21 protein-coding genes are annotated in these 23,144 nt (G+C 64.4%); 10 read left to right on the top strand and 11 right to left on the bottom strand.

All coding sequences use genetic code 11. From position 1 onward, the window contains the following. The first annotated feature begins 101 nt into the window (after window positions 1-101). The 9 genes from AC1D1Y_RS12985 to AC1D1Y_RS12945 all read left to right on the top strand — a co-directional run bounded on the left by AC1D1Y_RS12985 (window position 102) and on the right by AC1D1Y_RS12945 (window position 10,744). On the top strand, window positions 102-902 hold the full coding sequence (locus AC1D1Y_RS12985) for a cytochrome C assembly family protein (RefSeq protein WP_436156457.1): 801 nt from the start codon (window positions 102-104) through the stop codon (window positions 900-902). Continuing rightward, window positions 899-1,141, top strand: a complete 243-nt coding sequence (locus tag AC1D1Y_RS12980) for a PP0621 family protein (RefSeq protein ID WP_477682684.1) — start codon at window positions 899-901, stop codon at window positions 1,139-1,141. The genes AC1D1Y_RS12985 and AC1D1Y_RS12980 overlap by 4 nt, the downstream gene beginning before the upstream one ends. Continuing rightward, window positions 1,142-2,860: a sensor histidine kinase gene (locus tag AC1D1Y_RS12975; RefSeq protein ID WP_477682683.1), complete on the top strand. Its 1,719-nt coding sequence runs from the start codon at window positions 1,142-1,144 to the stop codon at window positions 2,858-2,860. Window positions 2,861-2,864: 4 nt separating this feature from the next. Next, window positions 2,865-4,322: a sigma-54-dependent transcriptional regulator gene (locus AC1D1Y_RS12970; RefSeq protein ID WP_477682682.1), complete on the top strand. Its 1,458-nt coding sequence runs from the start codon at window positions 2,865-2,867 to the stop codon at window positions 4,320-4,322. After that, window positions 4,309-4,911: a 1,6-anhydro-N-acetylmuramyl-L-alanine amidase AmpD gene (gene ampD / locus AC1D1Y_RS12965; RefSeq protein WP_477682681.1), complete on the top strand. Its 603-nt coding sequence runs from the start codon at window positions 4,309-4,311 to the stop codon at window positions 4,909-4,911. Before AC1D1Y_RS12970 ends, ampD begins: the two co-directional genes overlap by 14 nt. Before the next feature lie 442 nt (window positions 4,912-5,353). Next, window positions 5,354-8,263 carry a ribonucleoside-diphosphate reductase subunit alpha gene (locus AC1D1Y_RS12960; protein ID WP_477682680.1) on the top strand — a complete coding sequence of 970 codons (2,910 nt, stop codon included), beginning with the start codon at window positions 5,354-5,356 and terminating at the stop codon, window positions 8,261-8,263. A 131-nt stretch (window positions 8,264-8,394) separates the two neighbouring features. Beyond that, window positions 8,395-9,621, top strand: coding sequence for a ribonucleotide-diphosphate reductase subunit beta (locus tag AC1D1Y_RS12955; protein WP_477653008.1), 1,227 nt, complete (start codon window positions 8,395-8,397; stop codon window positions 9,619-9,621). A 196-nt stretch (window positions 9,622-9,817) separates the two neighbouring features. Further along, a complete protein-coding gene (locus AC1D1Y_RS12950) occupies window positions 9,818-10,282 on the top strand; it encodes a histone H1-like DNA-binding protein (RefSeq protein WP_436156449.1) in 465 nt (154 codons plus the stop codon). 102 nt (window positions 10,283-10,384) lie between these two features. Then, window positions 10,385-10,744: a DUF167 domain-containing protein gene (locus AC1D1Y_RS12945; protein WP_477682679.1), complete on the top strand. Its 360-nt coding sequence runs from the start codon at window positions 10,385-10,387 to the stop codon at window positions 10,742-10,744. A gap of 16 nt (window positions 10,745-10,760) precedes the next feature. Here the strand turns inward: AC1D1Y_RS12945 and AC1D1Y_RS12940 are convergent, their stop codons facing one another. The 7 genes from AC1D1Y_RS12940 to AC1D1Y_RS12910 all read right to left on the bottom strand — a co-directional run bounded on the left by AC1D1Y_RS12940 (window position 10,761) and on the right by AC1D1Y_RS12910 (window position 17,204). Continuing rightward, entirely contained in the window at window positions 10,761-11,663 is a 903-nt protein-coding gene (locus tag AC1D1Y_RS12940; protein ID WP_477682678.1) for a carbohydrate kinase family protein, read from the bottom strand. A 17-nt stretch (window positions 11,664-11,680) separates the two neighbouring features. Next, complete coding sequence (locus tag AC1D1Y_RS12935) at window positions 11,681-12,811, bottom strand: DUF3426 domain-containing protein (protein WP_477682677.1); 1,131 nt, start codon at window positions 12,809-12,811, stop codon at window positions 11,681-11,683. A 74-nt stretch (window positions 12,812-12,885) separates the two neighbouring features. After that, entirely contained in the window at window positions 12,886-13,770 is an 885-nt protein-coding gene (prmA, locus tag AC1D1Y_RS12930) for a 50S ribosomal protein L11 methyltransferase (protein WP_477682676.1), read from the bottom strand. Between the two features lie 134 nt (window positions 13,771-13,904). Then, on the bottom strand, window positions 13,905-15,254 hold the full coding sequence (gene accC, locus AC1D1Y_RS12925) for an acetyl-CoA carboxylase biotin carboxylase subunit (protein WP_411877990.1): 1,350 nt from the start codon (window positions 15,252-15,254) through the stop codon (window positions 13,905-13,907). A gap of 42 nt (window positions 15,255-15,296) precedes the next feature. Further along, a complete protein-coding gene (gene accB, locus AC1D1Y_RS12920; RefSeq protein ID WP_477682675.1) occupies window positions 15,297-15,752 on the bottom strand; it encodes an acetyl-CoA carboxylase biotin carboxyl carrier protein in 456 nt (151 codons plus the stop codon). A gap of 334 nt (window positions 15,753-16,086) precedes the next feature. Next, complete coding sequence (locus tag AC1D1Y_RS12915) at window positions 16,087-16,644, bottom strand: TlpA disulfide reductase family protein (protein ID WP_477677772.1); 558 nt, start codon at window positions 16,642-16,644, stop codon at window positions 16,087-16,089. Continuing rightward, the gene (locus AC1D1Y_RS12910; protein ID WP_477682692.1) at window positions 16,641-17,204 is read right to left on the bottom strand and encodes a hypothetical protein; all 564 of its coding nucleotides are present in this window, start codon (window positions 17,202-17,204) and stop codon (window positions 16,641-16,643) included. The genes AC1D1Y_RS12915 and AC1D1Y_RS12910 overlap by 4 nt, the downstream gene beginning before the upstream one ends. A 202-nt stretch (window positions 17,205-17,406) precedes the next feature. On the opposite strand from AC1D1Y_RS12910, the gene mpl reads away from it, so the two are divergent. After that, entirely contained in the window at window positions 17,407-18,834 is a 1,428-nt protein-coding gene (gene mpl, locus AC1D1Y_RS12905) for a UDP-N-acetylmuramate:L-alanyl-gamma-D-glutamyl-meso-diaminopimelate ligase (protein ID WP_477682674.1), read from the top strand. A gap of 18 nt (window positions 18,835-18,852) precedes the next feature. Here the strand turns inward: mpl and AC1D1Y_RS12900 are convergent, their stop codons facing one another. The 4 genes from AC1D1Y_RS12900 to AC1D1Y_RS12885 all read right to left on the bottom strand — a co-directional run bounded on the left by AC1D1Y_RS12900 (window position 18,853) and on the right by AC1D1Y_RS12885 (window position 23,133). Continuing rightward, window positions 18,853-19,164: a hypothetical protein gene (locus AC1D1Y_RS12900; RefSeq protein ID WP_477653001.1), complete on the bottom strand. Its 312-nt coding sequence runs from the start codon at window positions 19,162-19,164 to the stop codon at window positions 18,853-18,855. A gap of 79 nt (window positions 19,165-19,243) precedes the next feature. Next, window positions 19,244-20,368: a 3-deoxy-7-phosphoheptulonate synthase gene (locus tag AC1D1Y_RS12895; protein ID WP_477682673.1), complete on the bottom strand. Its 1,125-nt coding sequence runs from the start codon at window positions 20,366-20,368 to the stop codon at window positions 19,244-19,246. 263 nt (window positions 20,369-20,631) lie between these two features. Then, window positions 20,632-22,155: a metalloprotease TldD gene (tldD, locus tag AC1D1Y_RS12890; RefSeq protein ID WP_477682672.1), complete on the bottom strand. Its 1,524-nt coding sequence runs from the start codon at window positions 22,153-22,155 to the stop codon at window positions 20,632-20,634. 84 nt (window positions 22,156-22,239) lie between these two features. Next, window positions 22,240-23,133, bottom strand: a complete 894-nt coding sequence (locus AC1D1Y_RS12885; RefSeq protein ID WP_477682671.1) for an NAD(P)-dependent oxidoreductase — start codon at window positions 23,131-23,133, stop codon at window positions 22,240-22,242. Between the last annotated feature and the right edge of the window lie 11 nt (window positions 23,134-23,144).

Raw genomic sequence — 23,144 nt, 5'->3', positions numbered from 1 at the left:
GGAAGGCGCCACGGGCGTGGGGCAGTTAGGTGAGGAAAGAAGGGCTGCGTTGGGCCGGCGGGGAAAGCCGCCGCGAAAGCAGTAAAGGCTAAACTCTAGCCATGATTTTAGCTTTGAGCGACTGGTGGGGTCTTGCCGCGGCAGCCGGCGCCGCCGTCGCCTATGCCGTGCTGGCGCTGGCCACGCCGCGTTTGAGCGCCGGCACCATACGCGGCATGCTGCTGGCCGCCTGGCTGCTGCACGCGCTGGCGCTGGCCGACGGCCTGCTCGGCGAGCCGGCCCGCTTCGGTTTTGCGCCCGCGCTGTCCATGACCGTCTGGCTGGTGCTGACGGTGTACGCGGTCGAAAGCCGCCTCTTCCCGCAGATGCAGGCCCATTGGGCGCTGGCAGGGCTGGGCAGCGTGGCGGTCATCCTCGCCGCCATTTTTCCGGGCACCACTTACCATGCCATCGCCTCGCCCTGGCTGCCGCTGCACTGGGCCCTGGGCATTGCGTCGTATGGGCTGTTTGCCGCGGCGGTGGTGCACGGCTGGCTCATGACGCGCTCCGAACGCTCCATCCGGCTGGCCGCGCAAACCGACGCCGGCGTGCCCCTGCTGACGCTGGAGCGCCTGACCTTCCGCTTCGTGGAGGCCGGCTTTGTGCTGCTGTCGGCCACCTTGTTCGTGGGCTGGCTGTTCGCCGAAACCCTGTACGGGCCGGGCCTGGCCTGGAAGTGGAACCACAAAACCGTGTTCTCGGTCCTGGCCTGGCTGACCTTTGCCGGCCTGCTGATCGGCCGGGCGCGCCTGGGCTGGCGCGGCCGCAAGGCGGTCCATGTGCTGTACCTGGGTTCCGGCCTGCTGCTGCTGGGCTATGCCGGCTCGCGCTTTGTGCTTGAAGTCATCCTGAGGCGAGCATGAAATACCTGCTGGTCATGGCCCTGGTGCTGGTGGCGTTCTGGATCTGGCGGCACAACCGTGAAACGGAACGGCGTGACGCGGCGCCCGCCCGTCCGCCAGGCCCGCAAAAAACAGGAACGGCCATCACTGAAATCGTCGCCTGCGAAGTTTGCGGCGTGCATTTGCCGAAAACTGAAGCGCTGATCGGCAACAAAGGCATTTACTGCAGCGACGCGCACCGGCGCCAGACGGAAGGTTAAATGAGCACGCCGTCCCACTGGTTTGAAACAGGCGGCGACAAGGGCTCAGGCGGCTGGGAAATCACGTCCGGGCCGGGCTCCTTCGGCCGCTTGTGGCATGTTTTCATGACCGCACGCGTCGCCATCGCCGCCGTGCTGGTCGTCCTGCAGGCATTCATTTACGCGCTGGGCAACACCACCAACCGCTGGTCCATCGCGACCTGTATCGCCTACCTGTGCGCCACATTGGCGGTGCGGCTCTGGTCACGGCCCCGGCCGCCCGGCAGCACCTTTGACGCGCAATGGGTGCTCACCATCGGCGTGGACGTCATCGCCTTCTCTGCGCTGAACTTCCTGCAATCCGGTGGCATCAATTACACCCCGTTGTTCGCGCTGCCGGTGCTGCTGGCCTCCATCCTGGGCCCGATATTGCTGGCCTTTGGCACAGCCGCCAGCGTGACACTGCTGCTGCTGGCCGACGCCTGGTGGAACTCGCTGCAGGGCCTGGGCGACGCCAACGCGCGTTTCCTTCAATCAGGCCTGAGCGGCTCCGGCTTCTTTCTCGTCGCGCTGCTCGCCAACCACCTGGCCCTGCGCCTGGCCAGGGAAGAGCAGCTTGCCAAACGCAGCCAGTCCGCCGCCCGCATGCAAACGCAGGTGAATGAACTGGTGATCGAAGCCCTGGCTGACGGCGTGCTGGTGGTCGACGTCAACGGCATCGTGCGCTCGGCCAATCCGGCCTCACGGCGCCTGCTGGCGGCCGGCGATTCCGTGCGCAGCGCCCCCTTCATCCTGGCCACGGAAGCCGCCTGGCAGCCTCTTGCCGAGTTGACGCACCGCACCTTCGCGGCGCAATCGCCGCAGGAATCCGACGTCAGCCTGCACAACGCGGGCGGCCATACCCGGCGGCTGCACGTGCGCACGCGGCTGGCCGCTTCGCCGAACGGCTCGCATGAGAGCCTGTGCGTGATGTTCCTGGAAGACCTGCGTGAAATGGAAGCGCGCGTGCGGACCGAAAAAATGGCGGCCATGGGCCGCATGTCGGCCGCGGTGGCCCATGAAATCCGCAACCCGCTGGCCGCCATTTCGCAGGCCAACGCCCTGCTCGAAGAAGACCTGCAGGACCCGGGGCAGCGCCGGCTCACCGCCATGGTCAGGCAAAACGCCCAGCGCCTGGCCCGCATCGTGGACGAGGTGCTGAATATTTCGCGCGCCCAGGCGCAGCTGCCTTCGCCGCAAACCACCACATTGCCGCTGGACGACACCGTCCGGAAGATCACATCCGACTGGGCGGAGCAGACCGCGGCCTCCGGGCGCACGCGCATCACGGCGGACTCGGACAACGCCGTCGTGATTTTTGAGCCCGAGCATTTGCGGCGCCTGATGATCAACCTGCTGGACAACGCCTTGCGCTACGCCAGCGATTCCGCCGGGGCGATAGAAGTCGCGACCCAGGCCGTGGCGCCGGGGCAGTCTCGCCTGTCCGTCTGGAGCGACGGCCAGCCCCTGGAGCAGACCGTGCAAAGCCACCTGTTCGAACCCTTCTTTTCGTCGGAAAGCCGGTCAAGCGGGCTGGGCCTGTATATCTGCCGTGAACTGTGCGAACGCTACGGCGCCATGATCGGCTACCAGCGCGTGCAGCGCGAAGGCACCGAGGGCAACGAATTTTTCGTGATGTTCACGCCTTCCGCGCAATCCCCGAACATCTCCGCGCCGTCTTTTGCCACAATGCCCACCTGACACCATGAGCATGCAAAACCCCGTTCCCCAGCAAGCCCGCATCCTCGTCATCGACGACGAGCCGGACCTGCGAACCCTGTACGAACTGACCCTGCTCAGGGAGGGCTACCGGGTGGAGGCCGCCGGCGATTTGCTGCAGGCCCGCCAGCAGCTCAGTGAAAACCGCTTCGATGCGGTCATCACCGACATGCGCCTGCCGGACGGCCTGGGCCTGGAACTGCTGCGCGACATGGTAAGCCAGCAGCGCAGCGAACGCTGCGTCGTCATCACGGCCCACGGCTCCGCCGAAAACGCCGTCGAAGCCCTCAAAGCCGGCGCTTTCGACTACCTCACCAAGCCGGTCGACCTCAAACAGTTCCGCAGCGTGGTGGCATCGGCCGTGCAGGGCGCCAGGCAAGCAACGCCGGCCAGCGACAAAACCGAGCGCGTCGCACCGGATTCCGGCATCACGCCCTTGTCGCTGCCCCTGCCGGTGGCCGCCGAAGCCCCGCTGATTTTGCAGAAGCTGGTCGGTGAGTCAGCCGTCATGCGCGCGGTCAAGTCGCGCATCGTCAAGGTGGCCGGCAGCATGGCGCCGGTGCTGATCCAGGGCGAATCGGGCACCGGCAAGGAACTGGTCGCGCGCGCCGTGCACGGCTGCAGCCACCGCGCGGCGGGCCCGTTCGTGGCGGTCAATTGCAGCGCCATCCCCGAGAACCTTCTGGAAGCGGAGTTCTTCGGCGCGCGCAAAGGCGCCTACACCGGCTCGGCGCAAGACCGGCAGGGTTACTTCCAGGCGGCCAAGGGCGGGACCCTCTTTCTCGACGAAATCGGCGACCTGCCCCTGGCCATGCAGTCCAAGCTCCTGCGGGCCATCCAGGAACGCACCGTGCGGCCGCTGGGCTCCGCGCAGGAGGACTCGGTGGACGTGCGCATCGTCAGCGCCACCCACAAGGACCTGGTCGCCGAAGTCCAGGCCGGGACTTTCCGCCAGGATCTTTATTACCGGCTCAATGTGATCGAGATTCACGTGCCCGCCCTGCGCGAGCGCCGGGAAGACCTGCCGGCCCTGTGCAAAGCCCTGCTGGCCAGAATTTGCCATGAGTCCGGCTTCCCGGTACCCGAGCTGACCGATTCCGTGATGGGACAGCTGCGCGCCCTGCCTTTCAACGGCAACGTCAGGGAGCTGGAAAACACCCTGCACCGCGCGGTGGCGCTCGGCGACGGCAGCGAACTGCATTTTGACGCGCCGGCCGAAGAGCAGGTCGCCGTTCCGGAAAACCTGCAGGAGTACCTGGACAGGCAGGAGCGCAGCATCCTCACGAAAGTGCTGCTGGAAAACGGCTTCAACCGAACCGCGGCCGCCGCCAGGCTGGGGCTGAGCTTGCGCCAGATCCGCTACCGCATTGCGCGCCTGAACATCGTGACACCGGGCAGCGAAGACCCCGCCGATGAACTCGACGCCGCCGATGACCCCGCCTGAAGGCCGGGGCGCCGGCACCCCGCAGCCCCTGTGGCGGGACGGCTGGTACCGCTATGCGCGCGCGCTGGCCTCGCCCAATTTCGGGCCGCGGCCCGAGGGCGCGCTGATCGACCTCGTTGTCATCCACTCCATCAGCCTGCCGCCCGGCGAATTCGGCAACGGCAACGTGCAGCGCCTCTTCACCAACCAGCTCGAGTGGGAAGCCCACGCTTACTTCCAGGGCATACGCGGCCTGCAGGTGTCGTCGCACTTCTTCATTGCCCGTTCCGGCGCCCTGTGGCAGTTCGTCGGCTGCGGCGACCGGGCCTGGCATGCCGGGGAGTCGAACTACCGCGGACGCGGCAACTGCAACGACGACTCCATCGGCATCGAGCTTGAGGGCCTGGAAGGCGGCGCCTTCGAAATGCCCCAGTACGAGACCCTGGCAGGACTCTGCGCCTCGCTGCTCCAGGCCTATCCCATCGCCCACATCGCGGGACACGAACACATCGCGCCCGGCCGCAAGCAAGACCCCGGTCCGGGTTTTGAGTGGTCCCTGCTGCAAGACTCGCTGGCCTTGCCGGCTAGGTATTTTCCCGAGACCGCCTGAGGCTCACGCGCGCAAAACCACACCGGGGTGGTGCGCTTTGCAGCCGGAAATTTCACGGTATTTTTACCGCGCTAACATGGGCTTGTGTTGGCGGGCCAAAGCCCGCGACAAGGCGCGCCGCAGCGTTGCCGGGGCTGCGCAAGCCTGATGGAATCAGGCTTTGCCGAAGATGAGCGGCACGAAATCGAGAGCGTCGCGCAGCTGTCCAAAACGGGGCTGAAAAAGCCACAAAACGTAACGGTGCATTCAGTCGGCGATACACTACCTGTAGTGGCTTGTATTCCCCCCATACCCTAGGTATAGTGTCTAAGCCCTAATTCAGTTTGATGTAATTCGGGCCCCGGCGACGAGGAATTGGTTCATGCTTTTGAACGCCTTCCGCCAAAACGGTTGCCCGCAACAGCACATCAAGCCAGTCATAAAACAAAGCAAAGAGGAAGTCATGCAAACAGCACAGCACGCAGTGCCCGCAACGTCCAGCGTTGCCGCCGGCAATCCGGCAGCCAGCGATACCAACACCCAGCCCAGCCCCCTCGCCCACTACCAGATCATTCGCCGCAACGGCGGCGTCGTGCCTTTCGAGCCCAACAAGATCGCCGTGGCCATGATGAAGGCCTTCCTGGCCGTTCATGGCACGCAGGGCGCGGCCTCGGCCAGCGTGCGCGAAACGGTCGACGGCCTGACCCAGGCGGTCATCCGCGCCCTGATGCGCTCGCGCCCGGGCGGCGGCACCTTCCATATAGAAGACGTGCAGGACCAGGTCGAACTCGGCCTGATGCGCGGCGGCCACCACGAGATTGCCCGCGCCTACGTGCTGTACCGCGAAAAGCGCACGCAGGAGCGCGCGCGCCAGCCGCAGACCCAGGCGCCCGCAGCGCCCCTAATCCACGTCACCGACCGCGGCAACCGCATCGCCCTGGACATCCGCAACCTGCAGGCGCTGATCGAGGCCTCCTGCGCCGACCTGGGCGCCGATGTCAAGCCCGACCCCATCGTCGCGGAAACCATGCGCAACCTCTACGACGGCGTTCCCATCGACGAGGTCTACAAAGCGTCCATCCTGGCGGCGCGCACCCTGATTGAAAAAGACCCCGACTACACCTATGCCACCGCGCGCCTGCTGATGCACACCATCCGCCGGGAAGTGCTGGGCGAAGAAGTCAACCAGGAAGACATGGCCGTCCGCTATGCCGAATACTTCCCGCAATTCATCGCCAAGGGCGTGCAGAACGAATTGCTCGACGAAAAACTGCAGCAGTTCGACCTGGCCCGCCTGGGCGCCGCGCTCAAGCCCGAGCGCGACCTGAAATTCGACTACCTCGGCCTGCAGACCCTGTTTGACCGCTACTTCCTGCACGTGCGCAAGCAGCGCATCGAACTGCCCCAGGCTTTCTTCATGCGCGTGGCCATGGGCCTGTCGCTCAACGAGATCAACCGCGAAGAGCGCGCCATCGAGTTCTACGAGATCCTGTCGTCCTTCGACTTCATGTCGAGCACGCCCACCCTGTTCAACGCCGGCACCCTGCGTTCGCAGCTGTCGTCCTGCTACCTGACCACGGTCGCCGACGACCTGGGCGGCATCTACGACGCCATCAAGGAAAACGCCCTGCTGTCCAAGTTTGCCGGCGGCCTGGGCAATGACTGGACGCCCGTGCGCGCCCTGGGCGCCCATATCAAGGGCACCAACGGCGAATCGCAAGGCGTGGTGCCGTTCCTGAAGGTCGTCAACGACACCGCCGTTGCCGTCAACCAGGGCGGCAAGCGCAAGGGCGCCGTCTGCGCCTACCTGGAAACCTGGCACCTGGACATCGAGGAGTTTCTGGAACTGCGCAAGAACACCGGCGACGACCGCCGCCGCACGCACGACATGAACACCGCCAACTGGATTCCCGACCTCTTCATGCGCCGCGTGATGGAAAAAGGCAGCTGGACCCTGTTCTCGCCGTCCGACACGCCCGACCTGCACGACAAGTTCGGCAAGGACTTCGAAAAGATCTACATCGCCTACGAAGCCAAGGCCGAGCGCGGCGAGATCAAGCCGTCCCGCAAGCTGCAAGCCACCGACATGTGGCGCAAGATGCTCTCGATGCTGTTTGAGACCGGCCACCCCTGGATCACTTTCAAGGACGCCTGCAACGTGCGCTCGCCGCAGCAGCACACCGGCGTCGTGCACTCGTCCAACCTGTGCACCGAGATCACGCTCAACACCAGCGACACCGAAACCGCCGTCTGCAACCTGGGCTCGGTCAACCTCGTCCAGCACCTGAAGGACGGCGCGGTCGACCACGAGAAGCTCAAGAAGACCATCACCACGGCCATGCGCATGCTGGACAACGTGATCGACATCAATTACTACGCCGTCAAGAAGGCCCGCGATTCCAACATGCGCCATCGCCCCGTGGGCCTGGGCATCATGGGCTTCCAGGACTGCCTGTACGAGCTGCGCGTGCCTTACGCCTCCCAGGAAGCTGTCGAATTCGCCGACAAGTCCATGGAAGCCGTCTGCTACCACGCCTACTGGGCTTCCACCGAACTGGCCAAGGAACGCGGCAAGTACGCCAGCTACAAGGGCTCGCTCTGGGACAAGGGCATCCTGCCGCTGGACACACTGGACATGCTGGCCGAGCAGCGCGGCGGCTACATCGAAGTCGACCGTTCCGCCACGCTGGACTGGGACGCCCTGCGCAAGAAGATCGCCAAGGACGGCATGCGCAACTCCAACTGCGTCGCCATCGCCCCGACCGCCACCATTTCCAACATCATCGGCGTGGACGCCTGCATCGAGCCCTGCTTCGGCAACCTCTCGGTCAAATCCAACCTGTCCGGTGAATTCACGGTCATCAACCACTACCTGGTGCGCGACCTCAAGCGCCTGAACCTGTGGGACGACGTGATGGTGGTGGACCTCAAGCACTTTGACGGTTCGCTGCGCCCCATCGACCGCGTGCCGCAGGACGTCAAGTCGCTGTACGCCACGGCGTTTGAAATCGAGACCTCCTGGATCGTCGAAGCGGCGGCACGCCGCCAGAAATGGATAGACCAGGCGCAATCGCTCAATATCTATATGGCGGGTGCCTCGGGCAAGAAGCTCGACGATACCTACAAGCTGGCCTGGCTGCGCGGCCTCAAGACCACCTACTACCTGCGCACGCAGAGCGCGACGCACGCCGAGAAATCGACCGTGACCGCGGGCAAGATGAACTCGGTGTCGTCCGGCTCCGCACCCGCCGCCAGCGGCATGAGCGCGCTCGAGGCGGCAGCCGCCGCAGCGCAGGCGCAGATGAATGCAACGCCCGCCACCGACATCAAGTTCTGCGCGATCGATGATCCGGGATGCGAGGCTTGCCAATAAAAACACCGGATCGCGCGGCCAGCCGGCCACGCGATTCGATGTATATGAGCAACACAATTTTGTAGCGATGTGAATGAACACTTTTCATTTTGTATCGCTGCTTTCATAATCCCACAGTATTGGAAACCTCTATGTTGACCTGGGACGAAGAAGTCAAACCATCGTTGCAAACATCTCAAAACAGCGGCTCGCCCGAAGGCCGCTCGATGGAACTTCCGCCTCTTTCTTTTAACGCTGTTGAGCAACCCCAGGCGCAAGTGCGCATGCTCAACGACGGCGCATTCACACCTGCGCAAGCCGCAGCCCCTTCGGCTCCTGTCTCTGCAGAACCCGCCAAGGCACAGCGCGTCAAAGCTTCCGACAAACGCATCATCAACGGCCAGACCGACGTCAACCAGCTGGTGCCGTTCAAGTACAAATGGGCCTGGGAAAAATACCTCGCCACCTGCGCCAACCATTGGATGCCGCAGGAAGTGAACATGACGCGCGACATCGCCCTCTGGAAAGACCCGAACGGCCTGACCGAAGACGAACGCCGCCTGGTCAAGCGCAACCTGGGTTTCTTCGTGACCGCCGATTCGCTGGCCGCCAACAACATCGTGCTGGGCACCTACCGCCACATCACGGCGCCCGAGTGCCGCCAGTTCCTGCTGCGCCAGGCCTTCGAGGAAGCCATCCACACCCACGCCTACCAGTACATCACCGAGTCGCTGGGCCTGGACGAAGCCGAGATCTTCAATGCCTACAACGAAGTCCAGTCCATCAAGGACAAGGACCAGTTTCTGATCCCTTTCATTGAAGTCATCTCCGACCCGCACTTCAAGACCGGCACCACCGAAGCCGACCAGACCCTGCTCAAGTCGCTGATCGTCTTCGCCTGCCTGATGGAAGGCCTGTTCTTCTACGTCGGCTTCACGCAGATCCTTGCTCTGGGCCGCCAGAACAAGATGACCGGTGCCGCCGAGCAGTACCAGTACATCCTGCGCGACGAGTCCATGCACTGCAATTTCGGCATCGACCTGATCAACCAGCTCAAGCTCGAGAACCCCCATCTCTGGACGGCGGAGTTCAAGGCCGAGATCAAGGCCTTGTTCATGAAAGCCGTCGAACTGGAGTACCGCTACGCCGAAGACACCATGCCGCGCGGCGTGCTCGGCCTCAACGCATCCATGTTCAAGGGCTACCTCCGCTACATCGCCAATCGCCGCGCCACGCAGATCGGACTTGAAACTCTCTTCCCCAACGAGGAGAATCCATTCCCGTGGATGAGCGAAATGATCGACCTGAAAAAAGAACGCAATTTCTTTGAAACCCGCGTGATCGAGTACCAATCCGGTGGTGCCCTTTCCTGGGATTGATTGAACAAGACGCGCAACACAAGCCGACAATGATTTCTAGAATTGCAATGACCAATGACAGCACCGCAGAGTGCGCGTTGGGCTTTGCTCCTGTGTTCGCGGCGCTGGGACCGGTTTATCCGGGGCCCAACGCCGTGAATCGCTTTACGTACTCCAACCGTGAAGTGCTCTTTGCAACGTGATCAAGGAGAAAACTATGGCAACTGCGAAAAAAACTGCGGCTAAAAAAGCTGCTCCGAAGAAAGCCCCTGCGAAAAAAGTAGCGGCTAAGAAGGCTCCTGCGAAAAAAGCAGCAGCGAAAAAAGCTCCGGCTAAAAAAGCTCCAGCGAAAAAAGTAGCGGCCAAAAAGCCAGCTGCGAAAAAATCGCCAGCGAAAAAGCCAGCAGCCAAGAAGGTAGCGGCCAAGAAGCCAGCAGCGAAGAAAGCTGCAGCGAAAAAGCCGGCAGCCAAGAAGGCCGCGAAAAAGGTAGCGAAGAAACCAGCGGCCAAGAAAGCCGCTGCGAAGAAGCCTGCCGCCAAGAAAGCAGCGAAAAAGCCCGCTGCGAAGAAAGCCGCGAAAAAACCTGCTGCCAAGGCGCCCGCTGCCGCGGCTGCGCCTGCGGCTCAGACGACTCTGAACCCGCAAGCGGCCTGGCCGTTTCCGACAGCCAGCAAGCCGTAAGCAGTAAGGTAATTCTGCTTAGAGCCCGATATCGAAAGATGTCGGGCTTTTTTCATGCCCGGCCCACTCCCTCATTCTTCCGATTGCCTGCCCTGCTCAACCATGACCTCGCCCGCACCACTGCCTGACCTTGCTTTTCTGCGGACGGAAAAGAACGGCGATGTGCTGGTCGACGTGCATGTAGTGCCGAATGCCGCCAAAACCCAGGTTGCGGGCCTGCACGGCGAAACCGGCCGGCAGGCACTTCGCCTGCGGCTGCAGGCGCCCCCCGTGGACGGCAAGGCCAACCAGGCGCTTGTGAAATGGCTGGCCGGCTGCCTGGGCATTCCACAGCAGGCGGTCACACTGGCGCGCGGAGAGACTTCCCGGCGCAAGCAGCTGCGCGTGAGCGCCGCGGCGACCGGCCGTGCCGCGTGGGATGTATTGGTGAAAGCGGCGGGCGAGGATGGCTCGCCTGGTTGATGAGAAGAGGCGAGCTTCAGCCCGCGATCTGGGCGGCCGTCAGCGTGTAGTTCTGGCCGCCGCGCGTCGCGATCTTCAGCGCACCGACCCGGTTGCCCAGCGCGGCGCAACGCGCCAGCGGCCAGCCCTGCTCCAGGCCGAACAGCAGCGCCCCGCGAAAGGCGTCGCCGCAGCCGGTCGGGTCCACCACGGCCTCGGCCTTCACGGGTGGCACCAGGGTTTTCTCGCCGTCAATCCAGACTTCGCAGCCTTCGGCGCCCAGCGTCACCACCAGGCCCTGCACGCGCCTGGACAATTCAGCGCAGGACAGGCCGGTGCGGTCGCAGAGCATTTTGGCTTCGTAGTCGTTGACCGTGACCCAGGTGGCCAGCTCGACGAAATGCGAGAGCTCCTTGCCGTCGAACATGGGCAGGCCCTGGCCCGGGTCGAACACAAAGGGGATGCCGGCCGCCTTGAACTGCTCGGCATGCTGCAGCATGGCGTCGCGCCCATCGGGCGAAATGATGCCCAGCTTGATGTCGCCCCGCGCCGCGATGCGCGTCACATGGGCCTGCATCATCGCGCCGGGGTGAAACGCCGTGATCTGGTTGTTGTCGCGGTCGGTCATGATCATGGCCTGCGCGGTATAGGTGTCGCTGACCTGGCGCACGAACTCGGTGCTGATGCCCAGGGTATTCATGCGCTCCACATACTCGGCGCCGTCGCTGCCGACCGTCGCCATCGGCAGGGCCGTGCCGCCCAGCTGCCGCAGGCTGTAGGCGATGTTGCCGGCGCAACCGCCGAATTCGCGGCGCAGCGCCGGCACCAGGAAGGACACGTTGAGGATGTGCAGCTGGTCGGGCAGGATCTGCTCGGAAAAGCGCCCCTCAAAGCTCATGATGGTGTCAAACGCCAGGGAACCACAGATAACAGCGGACATTGATTTTCTCGTTTCAATCAGGGATAAAAAACCAGGACACGGTAGCCCGCCACCCGCAGGGTTGCGGGCGCGGAAGGAGAGGACGAAGAGGAGGAAGGGGGCGACGCGGAAGCATCACCCGGGACTTTCATGATGACCAGGCCCGCCAGTTCGGACTGCGCCGCCAGCGTCGCGGCCTTGGCGCCGAACTGCGCCGGCGCCAGGACGCGGCGCACCACGGCTTGGTCCTGGGTATCGGTCAGGGTCACTTCCAGCGAGGGCATTTCCAGCACCGTCACGCCGGTGTTCTTGAGCGTGAAGCTCAGGCGGTAGGCGTCGGGGCCTATCCGGTTGAAGCTGGAGCTGTCGATAACCAGCGCCTCGATATGGCGCGGCGGGCGGACCTCACAGTGCAGCGGGCCGCACAGCGCCTGCAGCGCCGGCAACAGCCCCGGCTCCAGCGCGGCCAGCGTATTCCTTTGCTGGACCGCCCATTGCGCCACCAGTGTGGCCAGCAGCAGCAAGGAGAGCAGGGCCAGTGACCAGCGCGTCAGCGGCTTTCGCCAGAAGGCCTTGCGCCGCGCTTCCCGCACAAAAGACACGTCGTGTTCCACGGGCCGCCCCGGCATGCCGGAATCCACGTCCGAATAGGCGAAGCTGGAATCGTCCTCGATGGCCTCCTCGCGCACCACGGCAGACTGGCGCGGGAGCGGCGCGTCGGGCAGTGATTCGGCGGGCAGCTCCAGCGGGTCGTGCTGGCGTTCCTGCTGCGCCTGCTTCCAGCGCACGGGATCAAAATCGGCGGCACTGTCCTGGGCATCTTCCCAGCCGGGGCTGGAAGGCCTGAGCGGTGCCCTGTCGGCAAACGAGCGGGCCGGTGCCCATTCCTGCCGGGACGGCGCCACCGGTGGATCGGCCTCGGGCAGGCTTTGGGGCTGGGTCGGCGCGTCAAAAACCGGAAGGGGCGCGGCGGTCGTGTCGGGCACCGAGTCGAGCAGCGCGGCCGCAGGAGCGGTCAGCGAGGACATGTCGCGCGGCAGCAGATGGGCCGACGCATCGAACACTTCGGCGCAATGCCCGCATCGCACCCAGCCTTGTGAGACTTTGAGTTGGTCGGTCACGACTTTGAACATCGTGCCGCAAGCGGGGCAGCGCGTAATCAGGCTCATTTAGCGCTGTATTGTAGGGGTGGCGCCTGCCGCCGACGGCCCGGAAACCGCCATACGCGACGGCCGGTGCCGGCTCAGAACCGGGCGGTCATCAGGATCCAGCCCTCTTGCGTGTCATGCACGCTGAGCTGGCAATAAGGAGCGTAGGCTTCCTTGAGCTCGTCGGCCTGGCGCTCCAGGATGCCGGCGAGCACCAGGTGGCCGCCTTTTTCGACGTGCGCGCACAGCAGCGGCGCCAGCACCTTGAGCGGCGTGGCCAGGATATTGGCCAGCACGGTGCGGTACTGGCCCAAGGCTTTTTCGGGCAAGCCGGCATTGAGTACCACATGGTTGGCGTCTGCATTGGCGCGCGTCGATTCGACAGCGGCCGGGTCAATGTCGACAGCGTCGATGTCGGTTGCGCCGAACTTCGCCGCGCCAATGGCCAGGATGCCCGAGCCGCAGCCGTAGTCGAGGACGCGCCCCAGGTCCTGGTCGGCCCGGCTCGCGATCCAGCGCAGGCACATGCGTGTGGTCGGGTGCGTTCCCGTGCCGAAGGCCAGGCCCGGGTCCAGGCGAATCACCTGTTTGGCCTCCGCGGGCGGTTCATGCCAGGTCGGCACGATCCAGAATTCAGGCGTGATGTCCACCGGCTCGAACTGCGACTGCGTCAGGCGCACCCAGTCTTGTTCGGGCACGGGCTGGATGGCGACCACGCGGCAACCCGTGAAAAAATCCTGGGCTGACAGCACGCCGGCCGCGTCGCGCGCCAGGGCTTCGGTGGCAAACAGCGAAACGATGCGGGAGCGTTCCCAGCCCGCCTTGGGCGGCGGCATGTCCGGTTCGCCGAACAGCGCCTGCTCGGCCGGCGTCTGGGCGTCGGCGTCTTCCACCGACACGCTGAGCGCATCGAGTGCGTCCAGCGCCTCGCTGAGGGTCTCGACTTCGTCGACAGGGGCCAGCAGGATCAGTTCAAACATTGTGTAGGCGCACTGGTTGGTTTCGACAATGGCAATCCCTGCAAGCAGGGGCCGCGGAACCGGCTTTGCCGGGCCGCAGGCGCAGCGGCCCCCTCGGGGGGCAGGAAGCTACACGAAGTGAGCGACCGTGGGGGTCATCTCTCACGTTTCGACAACCACTCTTCTAGATAGTGGATGTTGGTGCCGCCGTCCATGAACTTGGCGTCCACCATCAGTTCGCGGTGCAGCGGGATGTTGGTGTTGATGCCTTCAACCACGGTTTCGGCCAGCGCCGTGCTCATGCGGGCCAGGGCCTGCTCGCGCGTATCGCCGTGCACGATGATCTTGCCGATCATGGAGTCGTAGTTGGGGGGCACGAAATAGTTGGCGTAAATGTGCGAATCCACGCGCACGCCCGGCCCGCCGGGGGTGTGCCAGGTCGTGATGCGCCCCGGCGAGGGAACGAACTTGTAGGGGTCTTCCGCGTTGATGCGGCATTCGATGGAATGGCCCTTGAGTTCGATGTCGCGCTGGGCGAACGGCAGTTTTTCGCCGGCCGCCACCATGATCTGGGTGCGCACGATGTCCACGCCGGTGATCCACTCGGTGACCGGATGCTCCACCTGCACGCGGGTGTTCATCTCGATAAAGTAGAACTCGCCGTTTTCGTAGAGGAACTCGAAGGTGCCCGCGCCGCGGTAGCCTATCTTCTTGACGGCAGCGACGCAGCGCTCGCCGATGCGCTCGATCAGCTTGCGCGGAATGCCGGGCGCCGGCGCTTCTTCAATGACTTTCTGGTGGCGGCGCTGCATGGAGCAGTCGCGCTCGCCCAGCCAGACCGCGTTCTTGTGCTGGTCGGCCAGGATCTGGATTTCGATGTGCCGCGGGTTCTGCAGGAATTTCTCCATGTAGACCTCGGGATTGCCGAAGGCTGCGCCGGCCTCGGCCTTGGTGGTCTGCACCGCGTGCAGCAGGGCCGCCTCGGTGTGCACCACGCGCATGCCGCGCCCGCCGCCGCCGCCGGCCGCCTTGATGATGACGGGGTAGCCGACCTGCTTGGCGGTGCGCTTGATGACGACCGGGTCATCAGGCAAGGCGCCCTCGGAACCGGGCACGCATGGCACGCCGGCCTTGATCATGGTCTGCTTGGCCGAAACCTTGTCGCCCATGATGCGGATGGATTCGGGCGAGGGGCCGATGAATTTGAAGCCGCTTTTCTCCACCCGTTCAGCGAAGTCAGCGTTTTCGCTCAGGAAGCCGTAGCCGGGGTGGATGGCTTCGGCATCCGTCACCTCGGCCGCCGAGATGATGGCGGGCATGTTGAGGTAGCTGTCTTTGGAGGGCGCCGGGCCTATGCAGACCGATTCGTCCGCCAGCTTGATGTATTTGGCTTCGCGGTCGGCCTCGGAATAGACCATCACGGCCTTCACGCCGAGCTCGCGGCAGGCGCGCTGGATGCGCAAAGCGATCTCCCCGCGGTTGGCGATCAGTATTTTCTTGAACATGCGTCGGTAAGCCTGGTTTGAAAAGGAGGCGCTCAGCCCCGCTTATTCAATGATGAAGAGGGGTTGGCCGTATTCGACAGCCTGGCCGTTTTCCGAAAGGATCTTGGTGACCGTGCCCGACTTGTCGGCTTCGATCTCGTTGAGGATCTTCATGGCCTCGATGATGCAGATGGTCTCGCCTTCCTTGACCACGCTGCCGAGTTCGACAAAGGGCTTGGCGCCAGGGCTGGCCGAGCGGTAGAAGGTGCCCACCATGGGCGACTTGACGGCATGGCCGGCCGGGGCGGCAGGCGCCGCATCGGCGGCCGGAGCACCAGGCGCACCGGCGGCCGGGGCCGCTGCGGGAGCTGCTACCATGGCAACCGGCTGCTGCATCACGACGGGGGCGCCGCTGGATTTGACGATGCGCACCTTGCCTTCAGCTTCGGTGATCTCCAGCTCGGAGACGTTGGACTCCGAGACGAGGTCGATCAGGGTTTTGAGTTTTCTTAAATCCATGGGTTCTCTCCAACGAAGGTAGATGCTGGCGCGGGATCTCGGCGCAGCTTTTGACTGAAAGGCCGGAAACAGGGCGCACTTGACGCGGCCACCGATCTTCCTTCTTTTTTCACTTACTTTCTGCTTTTACGCTTTAAAGCGCTTATCAGTTAATTACTGCGGGGAGCAGCCAAGCGGCTTTCCCCGGGAAAGCGCAGAGTGTACATCAAGCCGGAGGCCATTCCAAACCGTCTGGCGGCTGGCTTTGTTTCCCTGGATGGGGCTCAGATATTGCTGTTAGAAGCTTGTTACCGCAGGTTAACGAGGATTTCGCAACGAAAGCCGTATCGGCCGGCTAGGTGAGCTTGGCCCACTGCGCCAGGTCTTCAGGCAGGACCTTGCCGATCTTGCGATGCAGCAGTTCGCCCGACGCGCTGAACACCGCCGTGAACGGCAGGCTGCCGGCGATGTTGCCCAGCGACTTGCTGAGTTCCGTCCCGCCCAGGCCGGCCATGCCGACCGGAAAATGCAGGGGCTTGCTTTGCAGCCAGGTCCGCACCGCGCTCGGCTGGTCGACAGCCAAACCGACTATTTGCAGGTTTTTATCGCGGTTTTCCTGGTAGAAATAATCCAATAGCGGCAATTCCTCGACACAGGGCGGGCACCAGGTGGCCCAGAAATTCACCAGCAAGAGCTTGCCGCGGAAGCTGCTCATGGACAGGTTCTTGCCGTCGGGCGTGTCGAAGTTCAGGCTCCAGAAGGCGTCGGATGCGCCGCCCGCCGTGCCCACGACACCCGCCCCAGTCGGGCTTGCATCCACCTGGTGCGGCTGGAATTTCCACCAGGCCATGGTGGCGCCGGCAATTCCGGCTATGGCGGCGGCGCTGCCATAAAGCATGTTTCTGCGATTCACGTGTCTGAAGCTCCGGCTTGGGAAGTCAATAATTTTTGCACGGCGGCGAGGTCGCCCCGTGGCGTCCGGCCCTTGGCGTCGGGTTTGAGGGCACCGCGCAAGTCGTCATGGTCGTAGACCATCAGGTGCACACCCACCGTTTCATTCAAAGGTTTGCACACACTTCGCAGGCTGAGCGCTTCCACGCTGTCGCCGGTAAAACCGGTGACGGTGCGCGGCTCGTAGTCCACATTGTGCTCAATCAGTGCGATTTCAGCCGATTTGGGGTCATCGCAGAAAAGCTGGATGTAGATGTCGGACAGCCGTGTCGCCGTGCCATGCCACACCGCGCCGCCCAGGTAAGGCCGGAACTGCGCCAGGCGCTCCATCCAGACCAGGGCCAGCTCGCGCAGGGCGGCCAGCTCGGCCGGCTGGGTGTCGGCGCAGAAAAGCGCGATGTATTCGCGCACCGCGTCTTCGAGTTCATCGTTGCCGGGCAGTTCGGTGCGCGCCGGCAGCGCCATCTGTTTGACGGCGCGGCGTTTGGCGGGGCCGTATTCGAGTCCTTCTTCGACCACCATTGCGGCGGCTGTAGCGGCGATTTCGGATTTGAGGGTGTGGGGGATCACGGTCGGCAGGCCCGAAGGCCAGGAAAGATACGAGGGCAGCGAAGCGATTGTGCCCCTGTTAGGCGCCCATCTGGCCCTAAAGTTCACCGCCCGCCACAGCCCACTGCCCCGGCGGCATTGGGCCGGCAAAAAGCCCTGCCTAGAATACAGGCCCATGCACATACATATTCTGGGAATCTGCGGCACTTTCATGGGCGGCCTGGCCGCCCTGGCGCGGGAGGCGGGGCATAAAGTCACCGGTTGCGACACCGGCGTCTACCCGCCCATGAGCGACCAGTTGCGCGGCCTGGGGATCGAACTGATCGAGGGTTACGGCGCGGACCAGATGGCCTTCGAGCCCGACGTGTTTGTGGTCGGCAACGTGATCTCGCGCGCCCGGCTGGCCGATGGGACGCCCAAATACCCGCTGATGGAAGCTATCTTGAACAGCGGCAAGCCCTATACCAGCGGCCCGCAATGGCTATCGGGCCATGTTCTGCACCACCCCACGCACCACTCAACCGGCCCGCGCCACGTGCTGGCCGTGGCCGGCACGCACGGCAAGACCACCACCACGGCCATGCTGACCTGGATCCTCGAGCATGCCGGGCTGAAGCCGGGTTTCCTGGTCGGCGGCGTGCCGCTCAATTTCGGTGTCTCGGCCCGTCTCGGCGAAGGCAACACCTTTGTCATCGAGGCCGACGAATACGACACCGCGTTTTTCGACAAACGCAGCAAGTTTGTGCACTACCGGCCGCGCACCGCCGTGCTGAACAACCTCGAGTTCGACCACGCCGACATTTTTGACGACCTTGCGGCCATCGAACGGCAGTTCCACCACCTGGTGCGCACCGTACCCTCGCAGGGCCGCGTGGTCGTCAACGCGGCCGAGGCCAGCCTGCAGCGCGTGCTGGCCCAGGGCTGCTGGAGTGAGCAGCTACTCTTTGGCAATGGCCTGCTGAACAAAGCCGGTTTCACGGCCCACGGCGAGCCGCACGATTTCCACGTGCTCAAGGCCGGCGAGGCCGTGGCCCATGTGAAGTGGGGCATCAGCGGCGTGCACAACCAGCTCAATGCCTTGGCCGCCATCGCGGCGGCAGAGCACGTGGGCGTGGCGCCCGAGGCCGCGGCACTGGCGCTGGCGGCATTCCAGAACGTCAAGCGCCGCATGGAAGTGCGCGGCGTGATCCCGCGCAAGGGCGGCGACATCACCGTCTATGACGACTTCGCCCACCACCCCACCGCTATCCACACCACGGTGGACGGCCTGCGCCGCCAGCTGCAAAGCGCCGGCCGGGGCGCCGAGCGCATCCTTGCCATCTTTGAGCCACGCAGCAACACCATGAAGCTGGGCGCCATGACGGCCCAGCTGCCCTGGAGCCTGGAGCAGGCCGACCTGGCCTTCTGCCACGCCGGCGGACTGGACTGGGACGCGCGCGCCGCGCTGGCGCCCATGGGCGAACGCGCCCAGGTCGCCGGCACCATTGACCAGCTCCTCGAACAGGTCAAGGCAGCGGCCCGGCCTGGCGACCATCTGCTGTGCATGAGCAACGGGGGCTTTGGCGGGATTCACGCCAAATTGCTGGAGGCGCTCAAGACCTGAGCGCCGAGCTCTATCTAATTAGTAGCTGATGGTGAGAGCGGCCACGTCGATATGCACGACGGGCTTGGCCAGCGCCGCGCTGGTCGCGCGGGCAAACTCCTGCGCCCATTTGGCCTCGGCGAACTTCGCCGGCCCGGCGGCCTGGGCCACCACCACGACCTTGTCGGCGGTCAGCAGCTTGCCGGTGGGCCGCAACGGCTCGCAGCCCATCTGCGTGAACTGGTCGTCCAGCCACCAGCGTGCCACGTCGTGCGGCATGGGCTGCACTTCGTTGAGGTCCAGCCGCACGGGCGGGCTGTCCTTGAAGCTCACACTGACTTCGCTGCGCATGATGATGTGCTCCTGATCAGGTGCCCATGGTCGGCGACTTGCGGGTGTGGCGGCTATTCGCACAAACCCGCAAGCAGCTTTACTTCGCCGCGCGGCGCTTGAGCACGGCGGCCGACAGGATTTCCAGCACGTCCAGTGAATCGTTCCAGCCCAGGCAGGCATCGGTGATGCTTTTGCCGTATTCCAGCGCTTTCGAGTCGTCCTTGCCTGGGGTGAACTTCTGCGCGCCGGCAGTGAGGTGGCTTTCCACCATCAGGCCGAACACGTGGCGCGAGCCGCCGGCCACCTGGCCCGCGATGTCGCGCGCAACCTCGACCTGCTTTTCGTGCTGCTTGGAGCTGTTGGCGTGGCTGCAGTCCACCATCAACGTGGCCGGCAGCTTCGAGGCTTCCAACTCCTTGCAGGCCGCTGCGACGCTGGCCGCGTCGTAATTGGGCGCCTTGCCGCCGCGCAGGATCACGTGGCAATCCTTGTTGCCGTTGGTCTGCACGATCGCGACCTGGCCGTTTTTGTGCACCGACAGGAAATGGTGGCCGCGCGCCGCCGCCTGGATGGCGTCGGTGGCGATGCGGATGTTGCCGTCGGTGCCGTTCTTGAAGCCTATGGGCGCCGACAAGCCCGAGGCCAGCTCGCGGTGCACCTGGCTTTCGGTGGTGCGCGCGCCGATCGCGCCCCAGGAGATCAGGTCGCCGATGTACTGCGGCGAGATCACGTCCAGGAACTCGCTGCCGGCCGGCAGGCCCAGGCGGTTGATGTCGATCAGCAACTGGCGCGCGATGCGCAGGCCCTCGTCGATGCGGAAGGTCTCATCGAGGTAGGGGTCGTTGATCAGGCCCTTCCAGCCAACCGTGGTGCGCGGCTTCTCGAAATAGACGCGCATCACGATTTCCAGCGTGCCTTCGTACTTCTTGCGCTGCTCGACCAGCTTGCGGGCATAGTCCAGCGCCGCCATGGGGTCGTGGATGGAACAGGGGCCGACGACGACCAGCAGGCGGTCGTCCTTGCCCTGGATGATGTTGTGGATGCTTTTGCGGGTCTTGCTGATCAGCGTCTCGACGGCGGTGCCGCGGATGGGGAAGAAGCGGATGAGATGCTCGGGAGGGGGTAGCACGGTGATGTCCTTGATGCGTTCGTCGTCGGTCTGGCTGGTTTTTTCGACGGTCGCATACCAGTTGTCGCTGGCGGAGGTGGCTTTGGCATTCATCGCAATCTTCCTTTTCTAGGTGTCAGTCAGGCAATTCAGGTTTCAGTACAAACATTCGGCAAACAAAACGGGCAAAAAAAAACCGCCGGGGAGCCGGCGGTTTTTTGGAGATTCGGTGCGTTTTATCGGGTCACGCCATGATCTCTCTACCGCCGGAAGCGCTCGAGAACCAAAAGTAACCAAAATAAAACTTGGCGGAATTCATAAGGTGGAATGTAGCACAGGTCTCAAAAAGCCCGAGAAAAGCCCCGGATCGGCCCGTTTCAGGCCGTTCCGCCGACGGTCAGTCCATCGATGCGCAGGGTCGGCTGGCCGACACCGACCGGCACGCTCTGGCCTTCCTTGCCGCAGGTGCCCACGCCGCTGTCGAGCGCCATGTCGTTGCCCATCATGGTGACGCGGGTCAGCGCGTCGGGGCCGTTGCCGACGATCGTCGCGCCTTTGACGGGGTAGAGGATCTTGCCGTTTTCGACCCAGAAGGCCTCGCTCGCCGAAAACACGAACTTGCCGGAGGTGATGTCGACCTGGCCGCCGCCGAAGTTGGTGGCGTACAGGCCTTTCTTGATGCTGGCCACGATTTCCTCGGGCTGCTTGTCGCCGCCCAGCATGTAGGTGTTGGTCATGCGCGGCATGGGCACGTGGGCGTAGCTTTCGCGCCGGCCGTTGCCGGTGGGCTTGACCTTCATCAGGCGGGCATTCAGCGAATCCTGGATGTAGCCCTTCAAGATGCCGTCTTCGATCAGCACGTTGCGCTGGCTGGCGTTGCCTTCATCGTCGACATTGAGCGAGCCGCGGCGGTCGGCGATGGTGCCGTCGTCCAGCACCGTGACGCCCTTGGCCGCCACACGCTGGCCGATCTTGCCGGAAAACGCGCTGGAACCCTTGCGGTTGAAGTCGCCTTCCAGGCCGTGGCCTATGGCTTCGTGCAGCAGGATGCCGGGCCAGCCCGAGCCCAGCACCACCGTCATCTCGCCGGCCGGCGCGGGGCGCGCGTCGAGGTTGGTCAGCGCGGCTTTCACCGCATCGTTCACATATTCGGCGATCTGCGCGTCGTCAAAATAGGCCAGGCCGAAACGGCCGCCGCCGCCGCCCGAGCCGACTTCGCGCCGGCCTTTTTGCTCGGCGATCACGGTCACGCTCAGGCGCACCAGCGGGCGTACGTCGGCGGCCAGCGTGCCGTCGGCGCGCGCCACCATCACCACGTCGTATTCGCTGGCCAGGCCGGCCATGACCTGCACAATGCGCGGATCCTTGGCCTTGGCGAATTTTTCCACTTTTTCGAGCAACTGGACCTTGGCGGTGCTGTCCAGCGTGGCGATGGGATCCAGTCCCTGGTACAGCGAGCGGCTGCCGGCGATGCGGCCGGCCGGCGTCTTGACGCGGGCGCTTTTGCCGCCGGCGGAAATGCTGCGCACCGTGCGTGCCGCGTCAAGCAGCGAGGCCTCGGAAATGTCGTCGGAATAGGCAAAAGCGGTTTTTTCGCCGCTGACGGCGCGCACGCCCACGCCCTGGTCGATGCTGAAGGAGCCGGTCTTCACGATGCCTTCTTCCAGGCTCCAGCCTTCGCTGCGGGTGTACTGGAAATAGAGGTCGGCGTCGTCGGCGCCGTGGGAGGTGATTTCACCGAGCGCGCGGCTCAAATGCGCCTGCGTGAGGCCGAAAGGCGCCAGCAGCAGCTTCTGCGCGATCTCCAGGCGCCCCGAGGTCGACTCCACCGTCGGCCGGGCGGACGATGAGGCCGTGGACTTGTTGGGGGCGGAGGCGGTGGTGGAGCGAAGTGAGGTCATGCGGCCATTGTAGGCAGTCTGCCCTCGCGCCGGGTACGGCGGGGTTTTGCCCGCGAACGAGGCGAAACAGCCCGAAAATCCCGCTCAGCCGCCCTTACCGTCCAGGTGCTTGCCAAGGTGCTTGAACAGCGCGGCATCGTCTTCGGCCGCCAGCCCGGCCTGGTGGGCCTCGGCGAAAACCCGGCTGGCACGTTCGCCCAGCGGGCCGTCGAAACCGGCCGCGCGTGCCGCTGCAACGGCCAGCCGCGTGTCTTTTTCCAGCAGCGTCACATGCGCGCGCGGTGCATAGTCGCCGTCAATCGCCCGGCGCATGCGGTCCGAGCCTATCCAGCTCTGGCCGCTGGACTGCTCGATCACGTCCAGGGTTTTCGCCAGATCCAGCCCCAGGCGGCCGGCCAGCGCCAGCGCCTCGGCCGCGCCCACGAGGTTGATGCCCGCCAGCAGGTTGTTGACCAGCTTGGTGCGGGCGCCGTCGCCGGGTTTTTCGCTGATGTGGAAGACCTTGGCCGACAAGTCCCGCAGCAAGCCGGCCTGTTGTTCCTGCACAGCCTGTTCGCAGGCCAGCATCAGGCTCATGGAGCCGTCGCGCGCCCGGCCCGGCCCGCCCGACATGGGCGCATCCAGCGTGTGTACGCCGCGCTCAGCCAGCCGGGCAGCGAAGGATTCGACGTCCTGCGGCGCGATCGTCGGGCACAGCATCACGGCATGGCCGGGCCGCAGCATGCGGGCCAGGCCGCGCTCGCCAAACAGCACGTCTTCGGTTTGCGCGGCATCGACCACGCAGACGATAAAAGCCTGGGATTCCGCCGCGGCATCGGCGGGATGGGCAATGGCCGTGGCGCCCAGTTGCGCCATGGCCGCGACCTTGGCCGCATCGACGTCGCAGACTTGGACATCCCAGCCCTTGGCGAGCAGGTTGGCCGCCATGCCGCCGCCCATGTTGCCCACCCCGATCACGGTCACGATGCGGGTGTTCAAAGCAGCCGGCC

Source organism: Polaromonas sp. P1_G1, from assembly GCF_056405595.1.
Note: the sequence above shows the minus strand (reverse complement) of the source record. Positions and strands in the feature narration are given on the sequence as shown.

Excerpts from the sequence above, each read along its gene's own strand:
- AC1D1Y_RS12980 (WP_477682684.1), top strand. The coding sequence starts at position 899 with ATGAAATACCTGCTGGTCATGGCCCTGGTGCTGGTGGCGTTCTGGATC.
- AC1D1Y_RS12960 (WP_477682680.1), top strand. The coding sequence starts at position 5,354 with ATGCAAACAGCACAGCACGCAGTGCCCGCAACGTCCAGCGTTGCCGCC.
- ampD (WP_477682681.1), top strand. The coding sequence starts at position 4,309 with ATGACCCCGCCTGAAGGCCGGGGCGCCGGCACCCCGCAGCCCCTGTGG.
- accB (WP_477682675.1), bottom strand. The coding sequence starts at position 15,752 with ATGGATTTAAGAAAACTCAAAACCCTGATCGACCTCGTCTCGGAGTCC.
- AC1D1Y_RS12950 (WP_436156449.1), top strand. The coding sequence starts at position 9,818 with ATGGCAACTGCGAAAAAAACTGCGGCTAAAAAAGCTGCTCCGAAGAAA.
- AC1D1Y_RS12955 (WP_477653008.1), top strand. The coding sequence starts at position 8,395 with ATGTTGACCTGGGACGAAGAAGTCAAACCATCGTTGCAAACATCTCAA.
- mpl (WP_477682674.1), top strand. The coding sequence starts at position 17,407 with ATGCACATACATATTCTGGGAATCTGCGGCACTTTCATGGGCGGCCTG.
- accC (WP_411877990.1), bottom strand. The coding sequence starts at position 15,254 with ATGTTCAAGAAAATACTGATCGCCAACCGCGGGGAGATCGCTTTGCGC.
- AC1D1Y_RS12940 (WP_477682678.1), bottom strand. The coding sequence starts at position 11,663 with ATGTCCGCTGTTATCTGTGGTTCCCTGGCGTTTGACACCATCATGAGC.
- AC1D1Y_RS12970 (WP_477682682.1), top strand. The coding sequence starts at position 2,865 with ATGAGCATGCAAAACCCCGTTCCCCAGCAAGCCCGCATCCTCGTCATC.
- AC1D1Y_RS12910 (WP_477682692.1), bottom strand. The coding sequence starts at position 17,204 with ATGGTGGTCGAAGAAGGACTCGAATACGGCCCCGCCAAACGCCGCGCC.
- AC1D1Y_RS12945 (WP_477682679.1), top strand. The coding sequence starts at position 10,385 with ATGACCTCGCCCGCACCACTGCCTGACCTTGCTTTTCTGCGGACGGAA.
- AC1D1Y_RS12935 (WP_477682677.1), bottom strand. The coding sequence starts at position 12,811 with ATGAGCCTGATTACGCGCTGCCCCGCTTGCGGCACGATGTTCAAAGTC.
- prmA (WP_477682676.1), bottom strand. The coding sequence starts at position 13,770 with ATGTTTGAACTGATCCTGCTGGCCCCTGTCGACGAAGTCGAGACCCTC.
- AC1D1Y_RS12900 (WP_477653001.1), bottom strand. The coding sequence starts at position 19,164 with ATGCGCAGCGAAGTCAGTGTGAGCTTCAAGGACAGCCCGCCCGTGCGG.
- AC1D1Y_RS12975 (WP_477682683.1), top strand. The coding sequence starts at position 1,142 with ATGAGCACGCCGTCCCACTGGTTTGAAACAGGCGGCGACAAGGGCTCA.
- AC1D1Y_RS12985 (WP_436156457.1), top strand. The coding sequence starts at position 102 with ATGATTTTAGCTTTGAGCGACTGGTGGGGTCTTGCCGCGGCAGCCGGC.
- tldD (WP_477682672.1), bottom strand. The coding sequence starts at position 22,155 with ATGACCTCACTTCGCTCCACCACCGCCTCCGCCCCCAACAAGTCCACG.
- AC1D1Y_RS12895 (WP_477682673.1), bottom strand. The coding sequence starts at position 20,368 with ATGAATGCCAAAGCCACCTCCGCCAGCGACAACTGGTATGCGACCGTC.